Source organism: Flavobacterium sp. CR10, assembly GCF_055814415.1.
This window is the reverse complement of record NZ_CP185985.1, coordinates 2,847,580-2,864,566: the sequence shown is the minus strand read 5'-3', so window position 1 is coordinate 2,864,566 and position 16,987 is coordinate 2,847,580. Positions and strand designations below refer to the sequence as shown.

General features: G+C 34.5%; 15 protein-coding genes. 9 read left to right on the top strand and 6 right to left on the bottom strand.

Annotation, left to right across the window (positions count from 1 at the left end; genetic code table 11):
- Positions 1-63: 63 nt before the first annotated feature.
- The 4 genes from ACNRYB_RS12725 (at position 64) to ACNRYB_RS12710 (ending at position 5,133) form a co-directional block, all read left to right on the top strand.
- The gene (locus ACNRYB_RS12725) at positions 64-987 is read left to right on the top strand and encodes a homoserine kinase (protein WP_473727465.1); all 924 of its coding nucleotides are present in this window, start codon (positions 64-66) and stop codon (positions 985-987) included.
- 378 nt (positions 988-1,365) lie between these two features.
- The gene (gene thrC / locus ACNRYB_RS12720; protein ID WP_473727464.1) at positions 1,366-2,655 is read left to right on the top strand and encodes a threonine synthase; all 1,290 of its coding nucleotides are present in this window, start codon (positions 1,366-1,368) and stop codon (positions 2,653-2,655) included.
- Positions 2,656-2,787: 132 nt separating this feature from the next.
- A complete protein-coding gene (locus tag ACNRYB_RS12715) occupies positions 2,788-3,564 on the top strand; it encodes a hypothetical protein (protein ID WP_473727463.1) in 777 nt (258 codons plus the stop codon).
- A gap of 21 nt (positions 3,565-3,585) precedes the next feature.
- Positions 3,586-5,133 (top strand): hypothetical protein, encoded by a 1,548-nt coding sequence (locus tag ACNRYB_RS12710; protein WP_473727462.1) that lies wholly within the window; start codon positions 3,586-3,588, stop codon positions 5,131-5,133.
- A 100-nt stretch (positions 5,134-5,233) separates the two neighbouring features.
- Here ACNRYB_RS12710 and ACNRYB_RS12705 read toward each other — a convergent pair whose 3' ends face one another.
- The gene (locus tag ACNRYB_RS12705) at positions 5,234-5,629 is read right to left on the bottom strand and encodes a helix-turn-helix domain-containing protein (protein ID WP_473727461.1); all 396 of its coding nucleotides are present in this window, start codon (positions 5,627-5,629) and stop codon (positions 5,234-5,236) included.
- Between the two features lie 281 nt (positions 5,630-5,910).
- Positions 5,911-6,681 (bottom strand): response regulator, encoded by a 771-nt coding sequence (locus ACNRYB_RS12700; RefSeq protein WP_473727460.1) that lies wholly within the window; start codon positions 6,679-6,681, stop codon positions 5,911-5,913.
- A 170-nt stretch (positions 6,682-6,851) separates the two neighbouring features.
- Here ACNRYB_RS12700 and ACNRYB_RS12695 point away from each other — a divergent pair, with 170 nt between their 5' ends.
- The gene (locus ACNRYB_RS12695; RefSeq protein WP_473727459.1) at positions 6,852-7,358 is read left to right on the top strand and encodes a GNAT family N-acetyltransferase; all 507 of its coding nucleotides are present in this window, start codon (positions 6,852-6,854) and stop codon (positions 7,356-7,358) included.
- Between the two features lie 196 nt (positions 7,359-7,554).
- Positions 7,555-8,103: a HutD family protein gene (locus ACNRYB_RS12690; RefSeq protein WP_473727458.1), complete on the top strand. Its 549-nt coding sequence runs from the start codon at positions 7,555-7,557 to the stop codon at positions 8,101-8,103.
- A gap of 314 nt (positions 8,104-8,417) precedes the next feature.
- On the opposite strand, the gene ACNRYB_RS12685 is transcribed toward ACNRYB_RS12690, so the two are convergent.
- Entirely contained in the window at positions 8,418-8,987 is a 570-nt protein-coding gene (locus tag ACNRYB_RS12685; protein WP_473727457.1) for a Crp/Fnr family transcriptional regulator, read from the bottom strand.
- A 244-nt stretch (positions 8,988-9,231) separates the two neighbouring features.
- Between ACNRYB_RS12685 and ACNRYB_RS12680 the strand changes: the two genes are divergently transcribed.
- Positions 9,232-10,350, top strand: a complete 1,119-nt coding sequence (locus ACNRYB_RS12680) for a pectate lyase family protein (RefSeq protein WP_473727456.1) — start codon at positions 9,232-9,234, stop codon at positions 10,348-10,350.
- Between the two features lie 396 nt (positions 10,351-10,746).
- Here ACNRYB_RS12680 and ACNRYB_RS12675 read toward each other — a convergent pair whose 3' ends face one another.
- The 3 genes from ACNRYB_RS12675 to ACNRYB_RS12665 form a co-directional block, all read right to left on the bottom strand.
- Entirely contained in the window at positions 10,747-11,130 is a 384-nt protein-coding gene (locus tag ACNRYB_RS12675; protein WP_066032182.1) for a DUF3037 domain-containing protein, read from the bottom strand.
- Positions 11,120-11,899, bottom strand: coding sequence for a HipA family kinase (locus ACNRYB_RS12670; RefSeq protein WP_091130310.1), 780 nt, complete (start codon positions 11,897-11,899; stop codon positions 11,120-11,122). Before ACNRYB_RS12670 ends, ACNRYB_RS12675 begins: the two co-directional genes overlap by 11 nt.
- Before the next feature lie 359 nt (positions 11,900-12,258).
- Positions 12,259-13,107: an NAD(P)H-hydrate dehydratase gene (locus ACNRYB_RS12665; protein ID WP_473727455.1), complete on the bottom strand. Its 849-nt coding sequence runs from the start codon at positions 13,105-13,107 to the stop codon at positions 12,259-12,261.
- Positions 13,108-13,435: 328 nt separating this feature from the next.
- On the opposite strand from ACNRYB_RS12665, the gene gcvT reads away from it, so the two are divergent.
- Together gcvT and ACNRYB_RS12655 are read left to right on the top strand one after the other, a co-directional pair.
- Positions 13,436-14,518, top strand: coding sequence for a glycine cleavage system aminomethyltransferase GcvT (gcvT, locus tag ACNRYB_RS12660; protein WP_473727454.1), 1,083 nt, complete (start codon positions 13,436-13,438; stop codon positions 14,516-14,518).
- Between the two features lie 201 nt (positions 14,519-14,719).
- The gene (locus ACNRYB_RS12655; RefSeq protein ID WP_473727453.1) at positions 14,720-16,756 is read left to right on the top strand and encodes a S41 family peptidase; all 2,037 of its coding nucleotides are present in this window, start codon (positions 14,720-14,722) and stop codon (positions 16,754-16,756) included.
- Positions 16,757-16,987 lie beyond the last annotated feature (231 nt).

Below are 16,987 nucleotides of genomic sequence, written 5' to 3'. Positions count from 1 at the left end.
GCATCTCAGAAACTATAAAAATAAACTTTGTGACTTTGTGCCTTCGTGGCAAAAACCAAAAAAATGAAAGAAATAAAACTATTTTGCCCAGCAACTATCGCCAACCTCTCATGCGGATTTGACGTATTGGGACTTTGCTTAGACAATGCGGGCGATGAAATGATTGTTCGAAAAGTCGATCAAAAAGGAGTTCGAATCACTAAAATTGTCGGTGCCGATTTGCCTTTGGAAACCGAGAAAAACGTTTCTGGAGTTGCGGCTTTGGCAATGCTTGAAACTTTAGACGAATTGGACTTTGGATTCGAAATCGAAATTTATAAAAACATAAAAGCCGGAAGCGGTATCGGAAGCAGTGCGGCAAGTTCTGCCGGAGCGGTTTTCGGAATTAATGAATTATTAGGAAGACCTTATTCTCGTAAAGATTTGGTTCAATTTGCGATGCAGGGCGAGAAATTAGCCAGCGGAAACGCTCACGCCGACAACGTTGCTCCTGCCCTTTTAGGCGCATTTACTTTGGTAAGAAGTTATTCGCCTTTGGATATTATCAGAATTGACAGCCCAGAAGAATTGTACGCAACAGTTGTTCATCCGCAGATTGAATTAAAAACGTCTGATGCACGTTCGGTTTTAAAACAAAATGTTTCCCTAAAAAGCGCTATCACGCAATGGGGAAATGTAGGCGGATTGGTTGCAGGTCTTTATACCAAAGATTACGATTTGATCGGAAGATCGCTTCACGACGAAATCGTTGAGCCAGTTCGAAGCGTTTTAATTCCAGGATTTGACCAAATCAAACAAACGGCTTACGAAAACGGCGCTTTAGGTTCTGGAATTTCAGGTTCGGGCCCGTCAATTTTCGCTTTAAGCCGAGGAAAAGAAACCGCCGAAAAAATCGCAAAAGCCATGAGCGACGTTTACGAAAAAATGAATTTGCCGTATGAAATTCACGTTTCGAAGATTAATCCTGATGGAGTTAGGATTTTGTAAAATGTAAAATGTGAGATGTATTAAGTAAAAAGAATTAAGTATTAAGACAAAGTTTGTCAGGCTGAGCCCTTCGTTCCTCAGGATAAACTCCGTCGAAGCCCACGCAAAGTTTGGACACAAAGTATAACCGTGCAGTTTGTCATTTCGAGGAACGAGAAATCTCCACGAGAAGCTCGACAAAGATTGGTTCAACGTTGCGGAGTTACTTGCGAAGATTTCTCCTTACGTCGAAATGACAAACATGGCGTGCTATACTTTGCGGGGCTTCGACTCCGCTCAGCCTGACAAAACGAAGAGATAATTAAAAATAAAAACAAAAGCTATAAGCAAACATAGGAAAAGCCTAAAGCATATTGCTTACAGCGTAAAGCCATAGAAATGAAATACTACAGTTTAAACCATAATGCCCCAAAAGTTTCTTTTCAAGAAGCCGTTATACAAGGATTAGCAACTGACAAAGGATTATATTTCCCAGAAAGCATAACACCGCTTGATCCTTCTTTTTTTGATAAAATCGAAAGTTTAAGCCATGAAGAAATTGCTTTTGAAGCAATCAAACAATTTGTTGGTGACGAAATTCCAGCAGAAAAACTAAAAGAAATCATTACTGAAACTTTAGTTTTTGATTTCCCTGTCGTAAAAATCGAAAACGGAATCTATTCGTTAGAATTATTTCATGGGCCAACAATGGCGTTTAAAGACGTTGGAGCGCGTTTTATGTCGCGTTGCTTGGGATATTTCAATAAAGACAAAAAAGATTCTAAAAACACTGTTTTAGTAGCGACTTCTGGAGATACAGGCGGAGCCGTTGCAAGCGGATTTCTTGGCGTTGACGGTGTTGATGTTGTCATTTTATATCCGTCAGGAAAAGTGAGCGACATTCAGGAAAAACAATTGACTACTTTAGGGCAAAACATTAAAGCGCTTGAAGTTGACGGTGTTTTTGACGATTGCCAGGATATGGTGAAAAAAGCGTTTTTGGATGAAACTTTAGCACACAAAAACCTGACTTCTGCTAACTCTATTAATATTGCACGCTGGTTACCGCAAATGTTTTATTTCTTCTTTGCTTACAAAGCCTTGAAAAGCCAAAACAAACCTTTAGTTTTCTCTTGCCCAAGTGGAAACTTCGGGAATATCTGCGCCGGAATTATGGCAAAGAAATTAGGTTTGCCAATTGAACATTTTGTAGCGTCTACAAACGTAAATGACACCGTGCCAAGATTCTTAGAAAACGGGAAATACGACCCGAAACCTTCTAAAGCGACAATTTCTAACGCCATGGACGTTGGAAACCCAAGCAACTTTATTAGAATTCAGGAATTGTACAATAATGATTTAAAAGCTTTTGAAAAAGACTTTTCTTCTTATAGTTATACGGATGAAGAAACGCTTGAAGCGCTAAAGAAAATCTACAATACAGACGGTTATATTGCAGAACCTCACGGTGCTGTGGGTTATTTAGGTTTGAAAAAAGAACTGGAAAAACACCCCAACGCCATTGGTATTTTCTTAGAAACAGCACATCCTATTAAATTCTTAGATGTGGTTGAACCTGCTTTGGGAATTACACTTCCTATTCCTGCTCAAATTGAGAGTGTTATTAATGAGGAGAAGGTTAGTGTGAAGATTGGGACTTATGAGGAGTTGAAGAGTTTCTTAGGATAATAAAACTTCTATTTTTAAAAATTTTAAGCCACAGATTATACAGATTTAACTCTTGTAATTTGTGGCTTTTTTATGCATGTGAGAAGTAATTTGTATGTTTGAATTAGTTATTAAAAATGATTTTTATAAAATATGGATGAATTAGAAAAACCCTGGAGGCTAACTTGGGAAATTGATCAAACATTGATTAATTCAGTAAAAGAGTTTTATAATAAACATGAAAACAACACTTTTGTAAGAATTAGAGAAAGAAGAAATATAAACAAACAAGGATTAAATCTCACAAAAGAATTTCTGTGGGAAAAAATTATTGTTTGTCTTTTAACTAGTCAGCAAAAATCTGGTCCAAATAGCAGAGTTTCTCTCTTCTGCGCATCAAAACCTTTTCCTTTAGATTTAAATTTTTGTTTAGAAAATCTAGACACTTTAGAAATTGAAGTAGAAAGGGTTTTAAAGAATTTTGGTGGCTTAAGAAGATCTACTGTTATTGCTCAACATCTTAAAGAAAACTTACAAATTTTAACTGCAAATAATTGGGAGATATTAAACAATATCACAAATAATTATAATGAAAAAACAGAAAAAGAAATCGAGTTTTTTTTAGTTAATAATGTTCAACAACAAATAAAAGGTTTTGGACCAAAACAATCACGAAATTTTCTTCAAGTTCTCGGAGTTACGAAATATGAAATCCCTTTAGACAGTAGAATTAGTGATTGGCTAAATAAAAATCGCTTTCCAATAAAATTAACAGCAGCAGGACTTTCAGACCCTTATTTTTATCAATTTATTTCAGAAGGCATTCAAGAACTTTGTGAAAAAGCAAATATTTATCCATGTTTACTCGATGCAGCAATTTTTTCAAGTTACGATAAAGATGAATGGACTGAAGAAAATTCAGTTTTTTAAATATAAAAATATATCATCAAAATGGAAACATCAGATTTTTTAACAATACTTGGGCTAGGTTTAGCTGTATGGGCATTAGTTCCTCAAAAACAAGCAAAATTCATTTTATCATTCTTTTCTAAATTTGAAATTTTAATATTTATTCTCTCCCTCTTTTTTATACATTATCTAATGTCATTTGATTGGATTTTGACTACTTGGTTTCCTTCTCTATCTATGTTTACAACCGAAAAAGGTATTCCTAGTTTAATTTGGGCATATATTGTTTCATTACTCGTAATTACATATCCTATAATCAACGTTGCTTTTGGTTTTTTTTCAAAGTCTCGTTTAAAAAATCTAATTGATCTTTATAAAACCTACTTAAAAGAATCTGAAATTGATTTACTTGTCAATTTCATAAATAAATATCATATTTTGGATATACATAAATATCTAAAAGGATTATCAAATTTACCAGAAAAAGAAAATATAGATATTGTCTTAAGACGTAGAACTGAATCAGATTGGGCTTATGAAAAATTAACTAAACCCAAGAGAATCCTTTTTGCTTCTTGGGTTTATGGAAACATACTGCAAAATGAAACATTTGTAAAAAATTCAGCAAATAAATATCCTGAATTATTTACTGTAGCATTTAGTGGCATGGAGACTGAAAAATCGTCTAATCAATCACTCGTAAAACTTTATATTGAAAGCATTTTTGAATCTAAAAACCAGTCGCTCATACAAGAACTCAAAATTCTTAATGATTCCTACGATTCAATTAAGGAGAGAAATGAACACATCAAATTACCTATTTCATATTCTTTATTAGCCCATACTCTCGCAGCTAAAGCTAATAATGTTTGGTATCCAGTTGGTGAAGGAGCAATAAAATCATTAAAGTACGATGAGGAACAAAAAGTTTTTTTGCGCCGAAAATATGATTCAGATATAAAAGACGATTTGTGGAATCAAAAAATTTATATTGCAATTGTATATTTTAATTATATGGTTAGAGAAACCATTTTTCAAAATAACAAATGGCACATGTGGTTATTTTATTACCAATATTTCTTAAAACATTTAATAGAACTTATACCAGACGATAATGAATACGATATGACTAGCAGTTACCCTTCATTTATTCATTTTGTAATAGAAGAGAAGTTCACAATTATGACAGAATGGCTAGAATTATCAAAAGAACAAAATAATGATAATCGCGTTATTGATACAATAAGATGTTTAGGAAATTGTATTTCTCAGATATGTCAAACAAATAACTCTCTTATTTCGGAAGATTTTAAAAGTAGTTTAATGAATTTAATTTTATCTAAATATTTTGATTTTTCTCATTATTCTGATAATACTGGCGCAATCACTTCAATGATATGGATAGAACAAATGTTTTTAAATCCAAAAGATCTTGATAGGGGGCCTATTAGTAGGCCACAAGACTATCTAAATATATTGCAAAAATCATGGAATGAGTTTGATAAAGTACCTTATCAAGCACATAATGATAATGGAATCATAGAACGATTTTCTGCATCAGTTTTAAGACCATTGGGACTTAATGAATAAGATATTCTTTTAAATTTCACTAGCATACTCGCACTAGTTTGATACAAAAAAAAGAGACCTTTAATAGGTCTCTTTTCAATTTAATATATCTTCAAAACGTTTATTTCCCATTCAATAACTTCTCCAAATACTCAACCTTATCTTTTTCAGCTTGCACCAAACGTTCGTAAAGTTCAACAACTTTGTCTAAAGGATTAAAAGTACAATTGCAATTGTAATCACCTGAAGCAATTGCACTATGATCTTGAAAAGTATTTCCAATAATATTAAAAACCGCTTCTTCCGAAAAGTTTTTAATAGCTTCTACAGAAACATCAAGAGCTTTTGCAACCTCAATTAATCTTTGCTCATCAACCGTTTCGCTGTTTTCAATATTCGAAACCATCTGCTGGCTTATGCCTAAAGCCAATGCCAGTGCATCCTGCTTCATATCTTTAAGCTCTCTGATACGGCTTATATTTCTGCCGATATGTCTTGGTTTAGTTGCTGTACTCATAATTCAAAGATATTTAAAATTCTTAAACGAAAATAAATTTTCAGTAAAAAACAAAATTGTTTTTGTAAGATACGCATTTCATATTTCACATAAATTATTGTTTATCAAGTTTACAAATAGACAAATCAATATTTATTTACAATATTAAAAATGAGTTGCCTCCAACTTTAGTTGGAGGTTTTATATTTTCATGCCAAACTCGGCTTTAGCCAAAAACAAGATGTTAGGCTAAAGCCATTTTCTTATTTAATTTTTTTCCTCCAGCTAAAGCTGTAGGCAATTCATTTTTTAGTTCCCAACAAATACAAAATCTTTGCAGGTCCAGATTTCACTTTTCCAACCTCCCAATTAAAACTGTCTTTGTTATCTAATTTAGAAATCAATTCATTCATTTCTTCTACAGAATAAGTTCTTAAAGACGAAACTACGCCATCCCACAAAACCAAAATGGGCACAATTGGAATGAGATATGTAAAAATGATTCTGCCAATTTTAAACGGACGAATAAAAGGTGTTGTCAGCAAAACAGAAATTGGCGAAAGTAGCATCGCTATAATACTTGGAGCGCTTCTCTCCTGCCCTTCAAAAATAGCAATCGAACTGTTTGTGTCAATTGCATTTTGCAAAATCTGCTGAGCATCCTTCGGTTTAAAATGATGAAAAGATAAAAACTGCGTTCGAAGTCCTTTTAAGTTTTCAGGAACATTTCTGGCATCGACGGAAGTTTTTACAAAATCGAAATTATCGGCTTGTTTTTGAGTATGTTCGAATGCAGGAATATTAGGAAAATAATCCGTCAGCAGAATTTTTAAGTCGGGATTGTTTTTTCGCAATTCGGCGTTTAACCAAATCAATCCACCGCCACCGCCCGAAGCCAAATCTATAATTTGATTGGTTTGGCTTTCTTTTAAAGCCTTTTCTATTACAGGAACAATTCCTCTATACATAGCAGTTTTATTAGAAAGAAACTGCAAAAAATCGGTCATGTAATTTCTAATAAACTCTGGAAGCCATTGCTGATCTTCAAACTCAAATAAGTGTATTCTACTCATACTTTATTGATTTTGTGTTCTATACAAATTTCTAGAATTTTCTTTAAATATTTACTTACATAAATTTAAAATCTTGTTTTTCATTACGCCCCAAATTGTAATTTTACATCCCAAATTTCAATTTCACATTTTACATCTCACATTTTACATCTCACATTTTACAACAATATATGATTACAAAAGCAACAATCGAAGATATTCCAGCATTAACCATCTTAATCAATTCAGCATACAGAGGTGAAACTTCAAAAAAAGGCTGGACAACCGAAGCGCATTTACTAGAAGGAAAAAGAACCGACGAACAGGAAATGACAGAAATCTTTCTTGATTCAAAAAATACTATTCTGAAATTTACTGAGAATGATAAAATCATCGGTTCGGTTTTATTGGTCGAAAAAGGACATCAATTGTATTTAGGAATGCTAACCGTTTCGCCAGAACTTCAAAACAGCGGAATCGGGAAAAAACTTTTAGCTGAAGCCGAAAATCATGCTAAATCTTTAGGATTGTCGAGTATTATTATGACGGTTATTTCGGTTCGCGAGGAACTTGTGGCTTGGTACAAACGTCATGGTTATGTAGATACCGGAAAACGTGAAGCTTTCCCTGAGAGTGAAATTCATACGACCGTTTCTGCTGAACCTTTGGAGTTTATTTATTTGGAGAAAAGTATTTAAGTTTTTTTTGCCACTAAGGCGCGAAGACACGAAGTTTTTTTAATGATGCTTTCCATACAGTTTGTCTTCCTGAGCGAAGTCGAAGGATTGCCAAGCTATTCAGCAAAGTTTAGTTTCTTTGTCGAGCTACTTATGATCCTTGGACTTCGCTCAGGAGGACAAAAAATGAGAATAAAATCATTTTAATATTTAATAAATGAACATACAACTTTTCTCTAAAAAAGACACAAAACCCTCTATTTGGAGCGGCGGATTGACGTATGAATATATGATTTATCCAAAAACCGCAATTTATGCCGATAGAGATTTTGGTTTTAGGATAAGCAGTGCTACAATAGAGCAAACGCCTTCAGAGTTTACCAAATTTAAAGGCTATCACCGATATTTGGTTATGCTCGATAACCGCTTAAATGTTGAGGTAAACAAACAAAAAAAGGCATATGAGAAATATGAAATCATGGAATTTAATTCGGATGATGAGGTAACTTCTTTCACCAAGGGCACTGATTTTAATTGGATGCTTTCTGAAAAAATATCCGATCATAAACTGGAAATAGCAAATAGCAATCAGAATTGTAATGCTGAAATAGCGATTGTATTTTCTTTGCATTCAACAGTTATCACAATCAATGAAAAACCATACCGTTTAGAAATCAATGATTTATTGGTTATTGAAAATCAAGAAAAGGAAAATGTAATGCTTCATTTTTCTAATGAATGTCTGTTTGGAATATTGGATTTTTAATTACGTTTTTAGCCACGAAGGCACAAAGACACTAAGTTTTTTTAATCTCGCAATCCCGATAGCTATCGGGAGCAGAGGCGCAAAGTTTTTTGATAAAGTTCCCATACAGTTTGTCATTTCGACGAAGGAGACCCGAGCGACAGCGAACAGGCGAAGCAAATCTCCACAAGTGGCTCCGTAAAGTATTTCGCCAATCTTTGTAGAGCATCTTGCGAAGATTTCTCCTTCGTCGGAATGACAAAAATGAGATTAGTGCTTTAATCTCTATAAAATCTGCGTGAAATAAAAACTTAGAATCTCAGAATCTTAGCACCTTAGCATCTCCTTTTTATCTTTGAAAGAAACTCATGAGAAACGCCTAAATAGGAAGACAAATTCTTATTGTTAATCGAGCTCACTTTTTGCGGGTAACGCTCTTTAAAATCAAGATAACGCTGTTTTGAGGTTTTATGCAGCACATCTAAAAGCCGTTGCTGAATGGCAACATTGGCGCGTTCGATCATTAAAACATGAAACTTAATCAGTTTTGGAATTACGGCAAACAAATACGCTTTTTGCATTTTACTGATAACTACGATTTCGCTGTCCTCAATTGCTTTAATGTTGTATGTGGTTGGTTTCTGGTGATAAAAACTTTCCAGATCGCACATCCATTCGTTTTCAAATGAGAAGAAAATGACAGTTTCGGTTCCGTTTTCGTTTAAAATGTAGGTTTTGAACGATCCTTTTAAAATAAATCCTTCGTAACTGTTGTTCGAATTTTGGATTTGTAGGAATTGATTCTTTTTAAGTTTAATGAGTTCTGCTTTTGAGACAATAATGTCCCATTCTTCATCTGTGAGCGGAATCTTTCGCTCAATGTTTGTTCTTAGTAGGTTGTACATCTTGTGGTTTTTGTGGTTTTGTGAGGTCTAAATTTGTTTTTTCAACTCGTTATTAATTAAGGGCTTAAATTAATGTAATCGATTACGTAAAAATAGACATAAAATACATTTTTGTAAATTTAGAACTGTTAAAAAAATTAATTTCGCTGATTTTTTTGCGAAAGTTTGAACTTGTTCAACTTTTTTCCTCCAAATAATATTGAGTTTTGCGTTGTTAAACTTTTATAAATAACCAAACTTAATTATGAACTTAAAATCAACACTTTCAATGTTCGCTGCAGCATTGATTTTCGGATTTACGGCGTGTAACTCCGAAGAAATCGCTTCAAACTCAGAAGCTAGTATTCAACCAACAAACGAAACAGCGGCTGAGGTCTCTGCAACCAATCCGACAGGTAAAATCGGAAATTGCGCTGAGGTTCCTGGTTGGGCTTCGCAAAACGGAGGTACAACCGGAGGAGGTTCTGCTGCCGAAACCACAGTTACCACTTACGCTCAGCTTAAATCGGCTATTGAAAACACTTCTGTAAAAGTGATTAAAGTTTCAGGAACAATCACAGTTACTACAAGATTGTCATTTCAGGATCAGACCGGAAAAACGATTTATGGCGCAAGCGGAGCAAAACTGGTTTCGACAAATCAGACCAAAGATGCTTCTGGAATTATCAACATCAAAAGATGCAAAAACATCATCATCAGAAACCTGATTTTTGAAGGCCCTGGCGCTTATGATACTGATGGTTGGGATAATGCCATTTTGGATGAATGTACTAATGTTTGGGTAGATCACTGCGAATTCAGAGATGGCGTTGACGGAAACTTCGACATCAAAAATAAATCAGATTATATATCGGTTACGTATTCTAAATTCCATTACCTAAAACCACCAAAAGCAGGAGGTTCTGGCGGAACTGACGATCATAGGTTTTCTAATTTAATTGGTTCTAGCGACGGCGCAACTGCAGATCGCGGAAAATTAAGAATCACATTTGCAAGATGCTGGTGGGCTCCAGGATGTAAAGAAAGAATGCCTAGAGTTCGTTTTGGACAAGTTCATATTGTAAACAGTTTCTTTAACAGTACGGTAAGCAACAAATGTATCGCAGCAGGATTTGAAGCAAATATTCGCGTAGAAAGCAATGTTTTTGAAGGCGTAAAAAATCCAATCGATTTAATGACGGGTTATACTGCAGTTACAGCTACTGATAATGTATTTACAAATGTAACGGGAACTCAAGCAGGAAGCGGTACGGCTTTTACTCCTCCATATTCTATCGTGAAATTGGCAAAAACTGCTGTTAAAGCTGATATTTCTGCTAACGCAGGACCTACTTTGGGCGGTAATGTTTGTGGTTCTTTTTAAAAGAAATCACATTTAAAAATAAGTTATTTTTTAGTTTTTAAACCACGAATTGCATTTAGGTATAGTTCGTGGTTTTTTATTTTCTTGCCACGAGGACGCGAAGACACTAAGTTTTTTTTTTAATCTCGCAAAGTCGCAGAGCCGCAAAGTATTAGATAAAGTTCCCATCCAGTTTGTCATTTCGACGAAGGAGAAATCTCCGCTAGAAGCTCTACAAAGATTTGGATTATCGTTGCGGAGTTACTTGTGGAGATTTCTCCTTCGTCGAAATGACAAGATTGAGAAACAAAAATTATTTTAATCCATTTAATCTGTGGCAAACAATTAGACGCACCCCAGTGCGTCTCTACAGAAAAACCTTTGTCCCTTTGAACCTCTGCACCTTTGAACCTATCCTTAAAGAACCAACTCCTCAAACAAACGCTGAACGGTTTTCTCCAAATCCTGAGTTAACCCCGGATGTGGTCTCGAGGTTTGGATTGCCGAACTTCTAATGGCCGTTAACCATCGAAAACGCTCTGGAATTTCAAATTCAGCGATTGGACCGCCATCTTTGGCTCCGTTGGCTATTTTTACTAATGAAGTCAGATTGCATTCTAATTGTTCGATGTCGAAATCATTAGAAAGCGCTTGAATTTTTTCTTTATTTAAATGAAAAAGAACCTTTATAAATTTGGCTTTTTTGCAAAACAAAATGATTCCGATATTCAGGAATTCTTCGCGCTCTACCCTTGGCACAACACGAATCACAGCATATTCGTATAAGTGATTATCTTGCATTTTGCGCCTGATTTACAAATATTTCTGAATTCTCTAATCTTGTCTTTAAAAACTGCAAATAAACGTTTCGCAATCCTTCTGGTGTTTCATCCGCATCTTCCCATTGCAACCAGTCTAATGGAATTGTATTGACAATTTCTTCTAAAATTTCAGGTGTTAGGATCGCTTTAAACTCAGCATCGACTTCTTTTAACATTGAAGCTTGAGGCAACAAAACGTGATCTTTTATCAATGCAAACGGACTTTTAGCGTGTTGTTCCCAGTTGTTCCAAGAATGATGGAAATACAAACATGCTCCATGATCAATCAGCCATAATTCTTTATGCCAGATGAGCATATTGGTATTTTTGAAAGTTCTATCTACGTTTGTGATATATGCGTCTAGCCAAACAATTTGTGAAGCCAATTTAGCATCGACAGTTGTTACTGCAGGATCAAAAGTAATGGCTCCTGATAAAAAGTGAAGCGCCAAGTTTAAGCCTTGACTTCCTTGCAGCAAATCTTGAATTTCTTCATCGGCTTCGGTTCTTCCGAATGCTTCGTCTAGATTTGCGAAAACTAGTTCTGGCAATTGCAGTTTTAAGGCTTTGGCTATTTGTCCGCCAACTAATTCGGCTATTAGGGCTTTTACGCCGTGTCCGGCACCTCTAAATTTTAATACGTATTTAAAGTCGTCATCGGCTTCTGCTAAAGCGGGTAAAGATCCGCCTTCGCGCAGCGGCGTTATATAACGCATGACGTTTACTGTTCTTAAGTCGAAATTTTTCATTTTTAAAGATTCAAAGATGCTAAGAAACTGAGTTGCTAAGTTTCTAATCTTTGATATTACAAACTTACAATTTTTGATTTTAGATTTTATTTTTTACCGCAAAGTTCACAAAGGTTTACGCAAAGAAAACGAAGTTTTTTTTGAGTTTGTATTGCTTTTTTAAGATCACAAAGATTTAATTACATAGTAACGCATTCGGCTTGTCACCCTGAGCGAAGTCGAAGGGACACAAGTAGCTCGACGAAGAAACTAAACTTTGAGGAATATCTTTGTGTTCCTTCGACTTCGCTCAGGATGACAAAAAATGAAAATATTCTTTGCGAACTTTGTGAAAAATCTTTGTGCTCTCTGCGTTAAAATTACTTTTCTAAACTCAAAAAAGCTTTTCCAAGATACTTTATAATCGTAGAAGCCGTAAAAGACTCATAACCTGTTTTTGGCAAGGCTAAATCGGCTGTTAAACCGTGGAGGTAAACGCTCATTTTAGAAGCGTATTTGGGTTCGTATCCTTGCGCTAGAAGACTTGTGAGGATTCCGGTTAGAACATCGCCGCTTCCTGCGGTTGCTAGTGCAGCGTTTCCGCTTGTGTTTTCGTAGACTGAAGTTCTGTTGATAATGTAGGTTGGCGCACCTTTCATGACCACAATCACTTTATATTTTTCAGAAAAAGCAATCGTTTTTTGGAATTTCTCGGCTTCTGAATTCCACTTTCCTATTAAACGTTCTAATTCTTTTGGATGCGGTGTTAGAATCGTGTCTTCTGGAACTAATTCCAACCAAGATAAATTTTCGGAAATAATATTTAATGCATCTGCATCGAGAACTAAAGGTGCTTTGTTAACTCTTAAAAATTCGAATAATGCTTTTTGTGTTCCTAGCTCCTTTCCTATTCCTGGGCCAATTCCAACGGCTTGCGGAATAAACGGAAGATGGATATTGGTAATAAAATTGGTGTTTTCGTCGGTTACGGTCATTACTTCGGGAATAGAAATTTGGAGTATTTGATAACCGCATTTGGGTATAAAAGTCGTTACGAGTCCGCAGCCTGTTTTGAGGCAGGATTTTGAAGCTAAAACCGCCGCTCCTATTTTGCCGTAACTTCCAGCAATAATCACCGCATGACCTTGTGTTCCTTTGTGAGTTTGAAGGTTTACAGGTTTATATAATTTCTGAATTTCTTCTTTATTAATTAAATACGGTGATTTCATTCTTTAGTTGGTGTTAATTTTAAACACATAGAATCATAGCTTTTCTTTACACATAAAGGCGTTTCACTTACTTAAATAAACATAGCTAAATGTAAAGGTTTAATTTTTATACTAAAATTACATAAAAAATTGAAATCATGATTCTTCTTTTGAAACTGTCGCCCCTAGCCCTGATAGTAGCGGCATCCTTTTTGTTTTTTCTTTAAAAACAAAAAGATATAGCGGATAGCAGGAAATAGCTCCAAATTATTGCGAAATTTATAATTTAAGGTCTTTTAATTTGATATTTTTTGAATAGATTTGCAAAACAATTTTATAAAACAACACAATGAAAAATACTGCGCTTACGCACATACATGAAGGTTTAGGAGCTAAAATGCTTCCTTTTGCTGGTTATAATATGCCTATCACTTATGAAGGGGTTAATGCTGAACACGAAACGGTTCGTAATGGTGTTGGCGTTTTTGACGTTTCTCACATGGGTGAATTTTTGTTATCGGGTCCAAATGCATTGGCTTTGATTCAGAAAGTGACTTCAAACGATGCATCTACTTTGACAATTGGAAGAGCGCAATATTCTTGTCTTCCAAATAATGAAGGCGGAATTGTTGACGATTTGATTATTTATAAAATGAAAGAGGAAGAGTATTTACTGGTTGTAAATGCTTCTAATATTGAAAAAGATTGGAACTGGATTTCATCTCATAACGATTTAGGAGTTGATATGAAGAATCTTTCTGACGAATATTCTTTATTGGCAATTCAAGGTCCAAAAGCGGTTGAAGCTATGCAGTCTTTGACTTCTGTTGATTTGTCTGCTATTGTTTATTATCATTTTGAAGTAGCTGATTTTGCAGGATTCAGTGATGTTATTATTTCTGCTACTGGTTATACAGGTTCTGGCGGATTTGAAATTTACTGCAAAAATGCTGATGCTGAAGCTATCTGGAACAAAGTTTTTGAAGCTGGGGCTGCTTTCGGAATTAAACCGATTGGTCTTGCTGCTCGTGATACTTTACGTTTGGAAATGGGATTCTGCCTATACGGAAATGATATTAACGATACTACTTCTCCACTTGAAGCTGGTTTAGGATGGATTACAAAATTCACAAAAGACTTTACTAATTCTGAAGCTCTTAAAAAACAAAAAGAAGCTGGTGTTACAAGAAAATTAATTGCTTTTGAAATGCAAGAGCGTGCAGTGCCAAGACACGATTACGAAATTGTTGATGGTTCTGGAGCGGTAATCGGAATTGTAACTTCTGGAACTATGTCTCCTTCTATGAATAAAGGAATTGGTTTAGGTTATGTTACAACTGCAAACGGTGCTGTTGATAGCGATATTTTTATTAGAATCAGAAAAAATGATGTTCCTGCTAAAGTGGTTAAATTACCATTTTACAAGAAATAAGTTTTGAACTTTATAAAATTAAAGAATGCGTTACGGTTGTAACGCATTTTTTTTGCTGTAAAATAAGCAGATTCAGGTTAATTTATTTGTTGTGTATTCGTTTAACGGTTAAATGCTTTTCGTTGTCGATATTTTGCTAAAAATACTACAATTTCTAAAAAAATTAGTGTAACTTTAATCATGAACCTTGAATTTCCATTTATGAAAAAGATTTCACTACTCCTTTTTTTGCTGACATCAACTATATCCTTTGGTCAAAACAGCGCTGAAACTTGTGAAATATTAAACAAAATAAATGCGCTTATTCAAGCTGAACATTTGAGACCCAAACCAGTTGATGACAGCTTATCTGTGTTCGTTTTTGACAATCTCATTAACGAACTTGACCCTTCTCGCAATATCTTTTTTAAAAGCGAATATGACGAATTGGCTCAGAAATACCGATACAACTTAGACGATTTGATTCTAAAGAACGATTGCAGTTTTCTTACTGATATAAAAGCAAAATACGTAAATGGCCTCATACGCACTAAAAAGGTTTTAGAAAAGATTCAGACCATCCCGATAGATTACACTAAGAAAGATACAATTCGTTTTTATAAAAAATCTTTTGCCTTTTATTTAAAAAAAGAAGACATAGAAAAGGTTTGGATAAAAAAACTACGCTATCAAATCTTAGACGATATTGCTGAAATGAGTGAAAATCTAGATTCTTTAAAAACGAATTTTAAATCGATAGAACAAGCTTCTAAAAATCAAATCGTTTCAAATGAAATCTGTCGTTTCAATACATTAATAGAATCGAATACGAAACAGGAAGAAAAACTGTATAATTTCTTTTGCACGTATTTTGATCCACATACGGCTTATTTTAGTGATGATTCTAAAACTAGTTTTGTTGCTTCTTTATCAAAAGAGCATTTGTCGCTAGGAATGACGGTAAACCTCAACGAGAAAAATGAAATTATCATTGATGAAATAGATCCAAATGGTCCAGCATATCAAACAGGACAGATAAAAAAAGGCGATCAGATTATTTCGATTTCCAATCAGAAAGAAACGCTTCAGGTTTCGTGTGCTTCTCTAGAATCTATATCGTCTATGATTTTGTCTGAAAATAACAAGCATATCACGCTTACCTTAAAACGCAATTCAGGTAAAAGTTTTGATGTTTATATTGAAAAACAGATGATGAAGGATGAAGAAAATTCGGTTTTCAGTTTCATCATTGGCAAAGACAGCAAAATTGGTTATGTAAAAATTCCGAGTTTTTATGCTGATCTTGATGGCACAAGCAGAAAAGGCTGTGCAGATGATGTGGCACGCGAAGTTATAAAACTGCAAAGAGACAGCATAAAAGGACTGGTAATTGATCTTATTGACAATGGCGGCGGTTCTATGGAAGAGGCTATAAAATTGGCAGGAATGTTTGTAGATTATGGTCCACTTTCGATTGTAATTGACAGCAAAAAAGAAAAATCTGTAATTAATGATCCTTTTAAAGGCGTAATTTATAGAGGTCCCATTGTGGTTTTAGTAAACAGCAATACGGCTTCGGCAAGCGAGTTTTTCTCTTCGATCATGCAAGACTACAATCGCGCACTTTTGTTAGGAAGCTCTACACTTGGAAAAGCTACCATGCAAACTATTCTTCCACTTGACGAAGAAAAAAATACCGATTTCTTAAAAATTACAATCAATAAATTCTACAGGATTACAGGGAAAAGCCATCAATACGTTGGAGTAAAACCAGATGTTGTTCTTCCTGAATTTTATGAAGATATTTACCAGAAAGAAAGCGATTTCCCGACGGCAATAAAAAACGACAGCATTGAACCTTTCTTAAAATACAAGACGTATGTGAAACGAAATTTGATTGATAAAATTGCTAAAAACAGTTCGGAAAGATTAGCAGACAATTACTTTTTTAGCAACATAAAAAAGATCAATCTCAAGATAGATCAACTTGTAAATACTCCAAAAGCAGAGATTCCGCTGACATTAGATGCAGTTTTTAAACAGAAAAAAACATTGAATGCGCTTTGGACAGAAATTAATACTTTTAATGACGAAAATAATCCGCTAGATGTATACAATTCTAGCGTCAATCAGTTTCTTTTAGGAGCTTATCCTAATGATAAAACGATTAACCAATACCAAATGGATAATCTTAAAACCAACCCTTACTTGAATGAGGCTGTAAATATTATTAATGAATTTAATGGAGGGGTTAAGTAGTTTTCTTTTAAAAGGTTCTAAGATACTAAGATACTGAGATACTAAGATTCTAAGTTTTTTTTAGCAATCCCGATAACTATAGTGCGCAAAGTTTTATTTATATAGCTTTGTGAACTTTTTTATTTTATCGCTTAATTTAAAAATTTCTTTGTGAGCTTTGCGTTCCCGATAGCTATCGGGATTGCGTACTTTGCGGTTAAATTCAACACAAACTAAGTAACTTGAAACCTA

What these genes read in the sequence shown, in the direction of transcription:
- ACNRYB_RS12695 (WP_473727459.1), top strand. Translation starts at nt 6,852, where the DNA reads ATGATTACAAAAGCAACAATCGAAGATATTCCAGCATTAACCATCTTA.
- gcvT (WP_473727454.1), top strand. Translation starts at nt 13,436, where the DNA reads ATGAAAAATACTGCGCTTACGCACATACATGAAGGTTTAGGAGCTAAA.
- ACNRYB_RS12710 (WP_473727462.1), top strand. Translation starts at nt 3,586, where the DNA reads ATGGAAACATCAGATTTTTTAACAATACTTGGGCTAGGTTTAGCTGTA.
- ACNRYB_RS12725 (WP_473727465.1), top strand. Translation starts at nt 64, where the DNA reads ATGAAAGAAATAAAACTATTTTGCCCAGCAACTATCGCCAACCTCTCA.
- thrC (WP_473727464.1), top strand. Translation starts at nt 1,366, where the DNA reads ATGAAATACTACAGTTTAAACCATAATGCCCCAAAAGTTTCTTTTCAA.
- ACNRYB_RS12665 (WP_473727455.1), bottom strand. Translation starts at nt 13,107, where the DNA reads ATGAAATCACCGTATTTAATTAATAAAGAAGAAATTCAGAAATTATAT.
- ACNRYB_RS12670 (WP_091130310.1), bottom strand. Translation starts at nt 11,899, where the DNA reads ATGAAAAATTTCGACTTAAGAACAGTAAACGTCATGCGTTATATAACG.
- ACNRYB_RS12685 (WP_473727457.1), bottom strand. Translation starts at nt 8,987, where the DNA reads ATGTACAACCTACTAAGAACAAACATTGAGCGAAAGATTCCGCTCACA.
- ACNRYB_RS12680 (WP_473727456.1), top strand. Translation starts at nt 9,232, where the DNA reads ATGAACTTAAAATCAACACTTTCAATGTTCGCTGCAGCATTGATTTTC.
- ACNRYB_RS12700 (WP_473727460.1), bottom strand. Translation starts at nt 6,681, where the DNA reads ATGAGTAGAATACACTTATTTGAGTTTGAAGATCAGCAATGGCTTCCA.
- ACNRYB_RS12705 (WP_473727461.1), bottom strand. Translation starts at nt 5,629, where the DNA reads ATGAGTACAGCAACTAAACCAAGACATATCGGCAGAAATATAAGCCGT.
- ACNRYB_RS12690 (WP_473727458.1), top strand. Translation starts at nt 7,555, where the DNA reads ATGAACATACAACTTTTCTCTAAAAAAGACACAAAACCCTCTATTTGG.
- ACNRYB_RS12675 (WP_066032182.1), bottom strand. Translation starts at nt 11,130, where the DNA reads ATGCAAGATAATCACTTATACGAATATGCTGTGATTCGTGTTGTGCCA.
- ACNRYB_RS12715 (WP_473727463.1), top strand. Translation starts at nt 2,788, where the DNA reads ATGGATGAATTAGAAAAACCCTGGAGGCTAACTTGGGAAATTGATCAA.
- ACNRYB_RS12655 (WP_473727453.1), top strand. Translation starts at nt 14,720, where the DNA reads ATGAAAAAGATTTCACTACTCCTTTTTTTGCTGACATCAACTATATCC.